The sequence below is a fragment of the Streptomyces europaeiscabiei genome (assembly GCF_001550375.1).
GTDB classification, from domain to species: Bacteria; Actinomycetota; Actinomycetes; order Streptomycetales; family Streptomycetaceae; genus Streptomyces; species Streptomyces europaeiscabiei.
On sequence record NZ_LRTR01000571.1, the window covers coordinates 1 to 8,425 of the forward strand.

The 8,425-nt window shown below is 72.0% G+C and carries 7 protein-coding genes and 1 pseudogene; 4 read left to right on the top strand and 4 right to left on the bottom strand.

Translation table 11 applies throughout. From position 1 onward, the window contains the following. Window positions 1-30: 30 nt before the first annotated feature. Window positions 31-237: pseudogene (locus AWZ10_RS53955) on the top strand (glycosyltransferase 87 family protein); the annotation flags it as partial. 275 nt (window positions 238-512) lie between these two features. Here the strand turns inward: AWZ10_RS53955 and AWZ10_RS53960 are convergent. Together AWZ10_RS53960 and rho are read right to left on the bottom strand one after the other, a co-directional pair. Continuing rightward, window positions 513-1,700 (bottom strand): D-alanyl-D-alanine carboxypeptidase family protein, encoded by a 1,188-nt coding sequence (locus AWZ10_RS53960; protein WP_060892320.1) that lies wholly within the window; start codon window positions 1,698-1,700, stop codon window positions 513-515. A gap of 80 nt (window positions 1,701-1,780) precedes the next feature. After that, window positions 1,781-2,923, bottom strand: coding sequence for a transcription termination factor Rho (gene rho, locus AWZ10_RS27630; protein ID WP_046703956.1), 1,143 nt, complete (start codon window positions 2,921-2,923; stop codon window positions 1,781-1,783). Window positions 2,924-3,295: 372 nt separating this feature from the next. Between rho and AWZ10_RS27635 the strand changes: the two genes are divergently transcribed. Next, the gene (locus AWZ10_RS27635; protein WP_046703957.1) at window positions 3,296-5,119 is read left to right on the top strand and encodes a sulfatase; all 1,824 of its coding nucleotides are present in this window, start codon (window positions 3,296-3,298) and stop codon (window positions 5,117-5,119) included. A gap of 59 nt (window positions 5,120-5,178) precedes the next feature. Here the strand turns inward: AWZ10_RS27635 and AWZ10_RS27640 are convergent, their stop codons facing one another. Next, window positions 5,179-6,765, bottom strand: coding sequence for an alpha-amylase family glycosyl hydrolase (locus AWZ10_RS27640; protein WP_060892323.1), 1,587 nt, complete (start codon window positions 6,763-6,765; stop codon window positions 5,179-5,181). Between the two features lie 64 nt (window positions 6,766-6,829). On the opposite strand from AWZ10_RS27640, the gene AWZ10_RS27645 reads away from it, so the two are divergent. Both AWZ10_RS27645 and AWZ10_RS27650 read left to right on the top strand, forming a co-directional pair. After that, window positions 6,830-7,684: a class I SAM-dependent methyltransferase gene (locus AWZ10_RS27645; protein ID WP_060892321.1), complete on the top strand. Its 855-nt coding sequence runs from the start codon at window positions 6,830-6,832 to the stop codon at window positions 7,682-7,684. A 68-nt stretch (window positions 7,685-7,752) separates the two neighbouring features. Beyond that, complete coding sequence (locus AWZ10_RS27650; RefSeq protein WP_060892322.1) at window positions 7,753-8,004, top strand: hypothetical protein; 252 nt, start codon at window positions 7,753-7,755, stop codon at window positions 8,002-8,004. 132 nt (window positions 8,005-8,136) lie between these two features. Here the strand turns inward: AWZ10_RS27650 and AWZ10_RS27655 are convergent. Next, window positions 8,137-8,425: serine hydrolase (locus tag AWZ10_RS27655; RefSeq protein WP_159058358.1), on the bottom strand; the 289-nt coding region annotated here is incomplete at its 5' end.

Sequence of the window (8,425 nt, forward strand, 5' to 3'; positions counted from 1 at the left end):
GCCGCGGCCGCCCCCGCGGCGGCGGCCTGGATCGCCCCGGCCGCCTCGCGCTTCTACTGGACCGAGGCCCTGTGGGACACCAGCCGCATCGGCCGCCTCGACTATGTCTCCAACCAGTCGCTGCAGGGCGTCCTGGCCCGGCTCGTGGCACCGCACGAACCGAGCCGTGCCGTCTGGGCGGCACTCGTCCTGGCCGTGCTGTGCGTATGGGCGCGGCGGGTCCGTACGGCGGTGCGCACCGAGGACTGGACGGCCGCGTTCGCCCTCACCGGGCTGACCGCGTGTCTGGTCAGCCCGATCACCTGGGTGCACCATCTGGTCTGGCTGCTGCCGTCCTTCGCCGTCCTGCTCCGACATCGCCGGCTGCTGCCGCTCGCGGCGGCGCTGTACGTGCTGCTGTGCAGCAGCGTCGTCTGGCTGTGGTTCGACGACGCGTCCGGCATCGGCGGCTTCGTCGGCAGCAACACCTATGTGTGGATCACGCTCGGCCTGCTGCTGTGGCTGCCGGTCGGTCAGCCGCGGGTGAGCCGGCCGTTCCTGAGCCGCAGCGCCAGCGCCACGGAGGCCGCACCGACTCCGGCCGCGCCCGCGACCGCGCCCGCCAACGGCCAGCCGGGGGCGGTGACCTCTTCGTTCTCCTCACGGACGGGCGGTGACCCGGGGTCGGCCTGAGGCCCCGCCGCCGGGCGCGGCGGCAGCAGCGAGCCCACGGCCTCGACGCGCCCGGCGGCACGGAAACCCCAGTCGAGAAGGGAGCGCGCCTCCTCGTAGACGGCGTAGCCGCTTCCGGACTGCGGACGCAGCACTGTCACGACCAGGGTGCGCCCGCCTCGCCTCGCGGCGGCGATCAGGGTGTTGCCCGCGTTGCTGGTGTAGCCGTTCTTGACGCCGACGAGTCCCGGGTAGCGCTCGATGCCGGCGCCGGTGAGCAGGCGGTTGGTGTTCTGGATGCCGTAGGACCAGCCGCCCGCCGGGAACCGCGCGGTGGCCGTGGCGCAGTACTCGGCGAACTCCGCGTTGCGCAGCCCGGCCCGCCCGAACACCGCGAGGTCGTACGCGGACGACACCTGGCCGGGCGCGTCGTACCCGTCGGGCGAGACGACATGGGTGTCCCGGGCGCCCAGGGACCGGGCCTTGTCCTGCATCTGTTCGGCGGTGGCCCGCCAGCCGCCGTTGAGCGCGGCCAGAACACGCACGGCGTCGTTGCCCGAGCTGAGGAAGACACCCCGCCACAGGTCGGCCACCCGGTAGGTGAGGTCCTCCTTGACGCCGACCAGGCTGCTGCCGGCGCCGATGCCCGCCAACTCCTCGGCCTCGACGGTGTGTCTGAGGCCCGCCGGGAGCCCCGGCAGCACGGTGAGCGCGAACAGGGTCTTCAGAGTGCTGGCCGGCGGCAGCTTGCGGTGCGCGTCGTGCGCGGCGAGTACCGCGCCGCTGTCGGCGTCCGCCACCAGCCACGACACCGCGGAGACGTCCTGGGGCGCCCGGGGTGCCCCGGGCCGTGGTCGTACCTGTGTTCCCGGCCGGTACAGGGACGGCGGCTCCTGCGCGGCCTTGGCGTCCCGCTCGCCCGCCTCGATGCGGAGGCCGGCACCTTCCGGGTTCGCCACGACGGCCAGGGCCGCCAGCGCACAGACGGCGGAGCAGCGGAGGGCGACGCGGGCAACACGGGGGACGCGGGATGAGAATCCGATGGTCATACCGCAAACGTAGGAACGGTCGCGCCGTGGACCGGTGTGTCAGGGCCGAGGGCGCGGATCGAGCACCCGGATGCCTCATGTCATGCGGTCGGCAGCGTGGGCTGCACCTGCCGCAGGAAGGTAGCGTTGTCCGGTGTGGCGCGCAGCCGCTCCAGGATCGTTTCGAGGTTCGCCTGCCCCTCGCGCGACCGCAGGGCCCGACGCAGTCCCCGTACGGCCGTCAACTCGCCCGGTGTCAGCAGGAGTTCCTCGCGGCGGGTGCCGGACGGGGTGATGTCGACGGCGGGGAAGACACGCCGGTCGGCGAGGGCGCGGTCGAGGCGGAGCTCCATGTTGCCGGTGCCCTTGAGCTCCTCGAAGAAGAAGTCGTCGGCGCGGGACCCGGTCTCCACCAGGGCGGTGGCCAGGATGGTGAGGGAACCGGCCTCCTCGGTCAGCCGGGCGGCGCCGAAGAGCCGTTTCGGGCCTTGCAAGGCGGCGGCGTCGACCCCTCCGCTCAGGGTGCGGCCACCGGCGGCGGCCGCGTTGTTGTGGGCCCGGCACAGCCGGGTCAGGGAGTCCAGCAGGATCACGACGTCCTCGCCCTGCTCGACGAGCCGCTTGGCGCGCTCCACGACGAGTTCGGCGAGCGCGATGTGCTCCTTGGGGGACCGGTCGAACGTCGAGGCGTACACCTCGCCCCGCACGGACCGCCGCATGTCGGTCACCTCCTCGGGCCGTTCGTCGAGCAGCACCACCATGAGGCGGGCCTCGGGGTGGTTGGCGGCGATCGCGGCGGCCACCTGCTGCAGCAGCACCGTCTTGCCGGTTTTGGGCGGGGCCACGATCAGCCCGCGCTGCCCCTTGCCGACGGGGGCCACGAGGTCGACCAGACGGCCCGTCAGCCCGCTCGCCGGGTGTTCGAGCCGCAGCCGCTCGCGCGGGTGCAGCGGGGTGAGGTCGTGGAAGTGCGGGCGGCCGCGCAGCTCTTGGGGCGTACGGCCGTTGATCCGCTCGACCTCGGCGAGGGCGCGCCGGCCGTCGCGTACGCCCTCGACGGTGTCGCCCTTGCGCAGGCCGTACCTGCGGATCAGCGCGGCGGGGACCTGCGGGTCGGCAGGGGTGAGCAGGCCGCACTCGGCGCGCAGGTGTCCCTGCCCGCTCTGTGCGATCTCCAGGACGCCGGTGACCCGGGCCGGAGGCTGCCGGTCGGTGGAAGTGCGTTCGAGTGTGGTGGTGGTCATGGATGGGGGTCCTTTCGAGGACGTGAGGAAAACGCATGGGGAAGGGAGGGGGAAGCGCGCACCCGGGGTACGGCCGAGCCGTTCACGGCCGCGCGGTGTGGCGGCCTGTGTGTCGCGGGTGATGCGGGGAAACTGACGGCCGGTCGGGAATCGACGGGCGGTTCAGCGGAAGGGATCTCAGGATCTGAGAGAGCGGCACCGGCGCCCCGAGAGTGGGCGATACACACGTGCCAAGGCGAGTGTACCACCATCCGTGGCCGTCCGTTGGGGAGTTCCTTACCGATGGCTTACCCGTGGTCTTTGAACTGACCTCGCGTACCCCTCGTACAGATGGGGGCACCGCCAGCGGTCTTCGCACGGAAGGAACGTCGCGTGTCGCTCTTCACGCGCTCCAGCCCATCACCCGACACGGACGCCACGGACGAGACGAGCAAGCGGTCGACGGCGGACGCGTCGGCGTCGGACGATCCCGCCGCGGGCACTCCGGCGAGGACAGGCGACCCCGTCCGTCGATGGCTGAGACACCGGACGGTGCTCCGGGACAAGTACCCGCTCGCCGCACGCGGTCTGTCGTGGGGGGTCACCGCGCTGGCCGCCGCCCTGGTGTTCTTCGCGCTGCTCATGCCGGGCAAGGCCGAGTTCTTCGAGGTACGGCAGTTCCTGCGGATACCGGTGGAGCCGATCCTCGGCGCCGCCCTGCTGATGGTGCTGCCCCGTCGGCCGAGGCTGGTGGCGGCGGTCGGCATCGGGGTGGGCCTGGCCGCGCTGGTGGTGGTGAAGGCGCTGGACATCGGCTTCAACCAATTCCTCGGCCGCGGCTTCAACGTGGTCCTCGACTGGGGCCTGCTCGACGACGCCGAGTCGTACGTCAAGGACACCCTCGGCTCCACGGGCGCGCGGGCCGCCGTGATCGGCCTCGTGGCCCTGGTGCTGCTGCTGTTCGTCGTCATGGCACTGGCGGTGGTACGGCTCGTGAACCTCCTGACCCGTGAACGGGACCGGGCGACCAGGGGCACGATCATCGCCGGCGCCGTGTGGATCACCTGTGCGGCGCTGGGCCTGACGCCCATCGAGAACACCGCGGTCGCCTCCAGAAGCACCATCGGTTTCGTGCAGGACCGCTGGGCCCGGGTCCAGGAGACACTCAGGGACGAGGCCGCGTTCGCCAAGGAGGCCAAGCAGGACAGGTTCGCCGATGTGCCCGGCGACCGGTTGCTGACCGGGTTGCGCGGCAAGGACGTGATGATCACCTTCATCGAGAGCTACGGGCGCGCCGCCCTGGAGGACCCGGCCATCGCGCCCGGCGTGAACGGGGCCCTCGACGAGGAGGGCAAGGCGCTGACCGGGGCCGGGTTCGCGGCGAAGAGCGGCTGGCTGACCTCGGCTACGTACGGCGGCAGCAGCTGGCTCGGCCACTCCACGTTCCTGACCGGCCTGTGGATCGACAACCAGAGCCGCTACCGCACGGTCACCGCCGGCGAACGCCTCACGCTGCCGGGCGCGTTCCACAAGAGCGGGGCCTGGCGGACGGTCGGCATCGTGCCCGGGGTGCAGAAGAACTGGCCGGAGGGCGACTTCTACGGCCTCGACAAGGTCTACGACTCCCGCGATCTCGGCTACCAGGGGCCGAAGTTCAGCTGGTCGACCATGCCCGACCAGTACGCGCTCACCGCGTTCGAACGCCTGGAGGCCGCCAAGAAGGACGGCAAGCCGCTGATGTCGGAGATCATCCTGACCTCCAGTCACCAGCCGTGGGCGCCGCTGCCGGAGATGGTCGGCTGGGACGAGGTCGGCGACGGCTCCGTGTACAAGGGCATCGAGAAGGCGGGCAAGGACCCGGCGGACGTCTTCACCGACCCCGTCAAGGTGAAGGAGGAGTACGGCAAGTCCGTCCAGTACTCCCTGCACAGCCTCCTGCAGTACGTGGAGAAGTACGGCGACGAGAACACCGTGCTGGTCTTCCTCGGCGACCACCAGCCCATGGCGAGCGTCAGCGGCAACGGCGCCGGCCACGACGTACCGGTCACCATCGTCGCCCACGACCCGAAGGTCCTCGACCGGATCGACGACTGGGGATGGTCCGACGGTCTGCGGCCCGGCGACGACGCTCCGGTCTGGCGCATGGACTCCTTCCGCGACCGGTTCCTCACCGCGTACGGCGAGGAACCGGACGTGGCCGGCTCGCCCTCGCCGTAGAGGTCCGCACCGAGTGAGCGGCTGCCCGGAGCGAGGCTCCGGGCAGTCGGCCCCGACGGCTATCCGACGAGTTCGAAGATCCCGTGTCCGAAGCCCCGCGCGGTGATCGTGCCGCCCACGATGTCCACGCCCTGCCCCTCCAGGGCGCTGTGGACGAGGGGCGCGTACGAGTAACTGGCCTCGTGGCGCTGCGGGTTGACGACCACCAGGTACCTTCCGCCCCGGACGTACACGAACGGATACCCCGCGTGCAGCACCTCCACCGAGCCGCCGGAGCCCAGCTCGGGTGTGCGCCTGCGCAGGGCGATCAGACGGTGTACGAGGTGGAGGAGCGAGGTGTCGTCGGCGCGCTGGGCGGCGACGGTCGGCCGGTCGGGGGAGGGGTCGACGGGGAGGTAGAGGCGATCGGCGGGGGCGGTGGAGAAGCCCGCGTTCGGGGTGTCGTCCCACTGCATGGGGGTGCGGGAGCCCGCGCGGTTGTAGCGGGGGCCGAGGACGCTGCCCTCCTTGTCGGGCAGGCCCGGCACGTAGCGCATGCCGATCTCGTCGCCGTAGTAGATCGCCGGGAGCGTCGGCCAGGTCAGCTGGAAGGTGAACGCGGCGGGCAGCTGATCGGCCGTGCGGGGGCCGCAGTTGAGGCGGGAGAAGTCGTGGTTGGCGGTGGGGAGCGAGATGACGCCCGTACCGTCGATGGCTGTGGACGCCTGGTGCCACGCCTCGGCGAAGGGGCGCGGCGAGCCATGGCCGCTCGCGTCGAAGAAGCAGTCGAGGGGGTCCCAGTTCTCATGGACCGTGCCCCCGCCGTTGTTCCACAGCGAGCGCAGCGCCAGGCCGTCGGAGGGGCCGCCGAAGTGGAGGAAGAAGTCGGCGTGGAAGCCGGCCGGGATCGACACCTCCGGCTCGCCCCACTCGGCGAGCAGCACGGCGTGCGGATGGGTGGCGTCCAACCAGTGCCGCAGTTCCGTCCAGACGCGGGCGGTCTCGGCCCGGTCCGGATCGTCCTTGACGAGCGAGGCGGCCATGTCGACACGGAAGCCCGAAAGGCCGAGGCTCAGCCAGTGGTCCATGATCGTGCGAAGGGCGTGGCGGTTGGTGCGCGGGCCGTCGGAGTCGGCCGGCAGCCGCCAGGGCTCGGCCGGATTCTCGCGCGCGTAGCCGAAGTTGAGGGCGGGCTGGGAGTCGAAGAAATTCGGGAGATACGCGCCCGGCCGGGTCCCGGGGGAGGCCACGAAGCCTTCCGGACGGCCCTGCGCCGTCCAGATGTAGCGGTGGTCGTCCGGGTCGTTCGCCGAGGCCCTGAACCACGGGTGGTCGATGGACGTGTGGCCGGCGACGAGGTCCAGCAGGATCCTGATGCCCCGGCGACCCGCCTCGTCGACGAGCTGTGCGAGGTCGTCCTTCGAGCCGTAGCGCGGGGCGACGTTCAGATAGTCGGCGACGTCGTACCCGGCGTCGCGGAACGGGGAGACGAAGCAGGGGTTCAGCCAGACGGTGTCGACGCCCAGCCAGGACAGATGGTCGAGGTGGTCGGTGATCCCGGCGAAGTCCCCGATGCCGTCCCCGTCGGAGTCGGCGAAGGACTGCGGATAGATCTGGTAGAAGACGGCGTCGGCCAGCCAGGTCGGGGCAGGACGGAACGAAGTCATGTCCTGGACCATAGGCGAGGGCACACCCCGGCCGCTGCCCCGAGCCAGGGCCTAAGCTGACGTGATGTTCACCCCGCAAGGCCCCAGCCTCCGCGAACTCGCCGTTCAGGCGCTCTCCTCCGTCGAACACGGCTACGACCTGCTCGCACCCAAGTTCGACCAGACCCCGTTCCGTACGCCGGACGCCCTCCTGGAAGCGGTCGAGGCGGCCCTGTCGTCGATGGGTCCGTTCGACCACGGGCTGGACCTCTGCTGCGGCACCGGGGCCGGGATGGAGGTGCTGCGCGAGGTGTGCCGGGAGAGTGTCACCGGCGTGGACATCAGTGCCGGGATGCTGGCGGTGGGCAGGGAGCGGGTGGGCTCCGGCACCTCCGTGGGCTCGGGGATCGCGTCCGCCCGCTCGGGCGGCCCGAGTTCGTCCACCTCCGGCTCCGCAGGCTCGGAGGTTGCCTCCGCCGGCTCCGCAGGCCCGGATCGGGCCGCCCCCGGCTCCGGCGGCCCTCGCGTCTCCTGGGTGCGCGGTGACGCCCTGGCTCTTCCCTTCGCCCCTGTCTTCGACCTGGCCGTCAGCTTCGGCGCGTTCGGGCACTTCCTGTCGGAGGAGTTGCCGGCACTCTTCTCCGAGGCGCACTCCGTGCTGCGGCCGGGCGGACGTTTCGCGTTCCCGCTGCCCGCGCCCGCCCCGCCGAACTCCCCCTGGTACTGGGCGGCCCTGGGCTTCGACGCGGCGATGCGGGTGCGCAACGCCCTCTGGCGGCCGCCGTTCGTCATGTACTACCGGCCGTTCCGACTCGGCGTCGTACGGCGTGAGCTGGAACGGGCCGGGTTCGACGTGGAGCTGTTCGCGCTGCCCGGGTTCGGGCGGCGGCCCGACGGCAGCCCGCGCTGCCGGATGGTCGTGGCCACGCGCAAGGGCTGACCCGGCCGGGTGACCGCCGGGTGTCGCCGACTCCCTGTGCCAGGGGAGAGGCAAGGGAGCGGGCCGCGATGATCCTGCCGGACACGGCCGAGCTACCCTCGCGTGAGCGGGCGGAGGCCTTCCGGGCGGCGATGGCGGACGCGTCCGTGCCGTGCGCGGTCACCCACGAGGAACGCGCAACCGGCGGGTACTGGTCGGCGCGGGCGAGTTGCTGCTCGTCGTCGACCTCCCGGCCCGTACACCACCGGTACGAGGCTTCGGACACCCCTGCCGCCGGCCAGCAGCCGCCGACGCGGGCGCGCCCGCGCCCGGCACCGTGAACCCCGCCGGACCTGATCACCAGGCGTACGGGGGTGACCACGCAGAAGCGGCGCAGCGCGCTCCAGCCGTTCCCTCGGTCTCTCCGGGGCGACACAACGCGCTCCGGCCGTCCCCCGCCTCTCCCGGTGTGGTCACAGCGCGCTGTACAGCGCCTCGACGAGAGCCATCTTGCGCGGGTCGTCGGCGATGCGCGGTCCCATACGGTTCATGACATAGCCGAGGGAGACGCCGGCCTCGGGGTCGGCGAGGCCACTGGAGCCGCCGTAGCCGTCGTGGCCGAAGGCCCTCGGGTTCGGCCCGTACGAGCCGTGCGCGCCGCTCAGCCACAGCCCGAGCCCGATCTCCGTGTCCCGGCCGAACCCGGCGCCGAGCACCAGGTCACGGCAGGCGCCCTGGCCCTCGCGGACCCGCTCGGCCGCC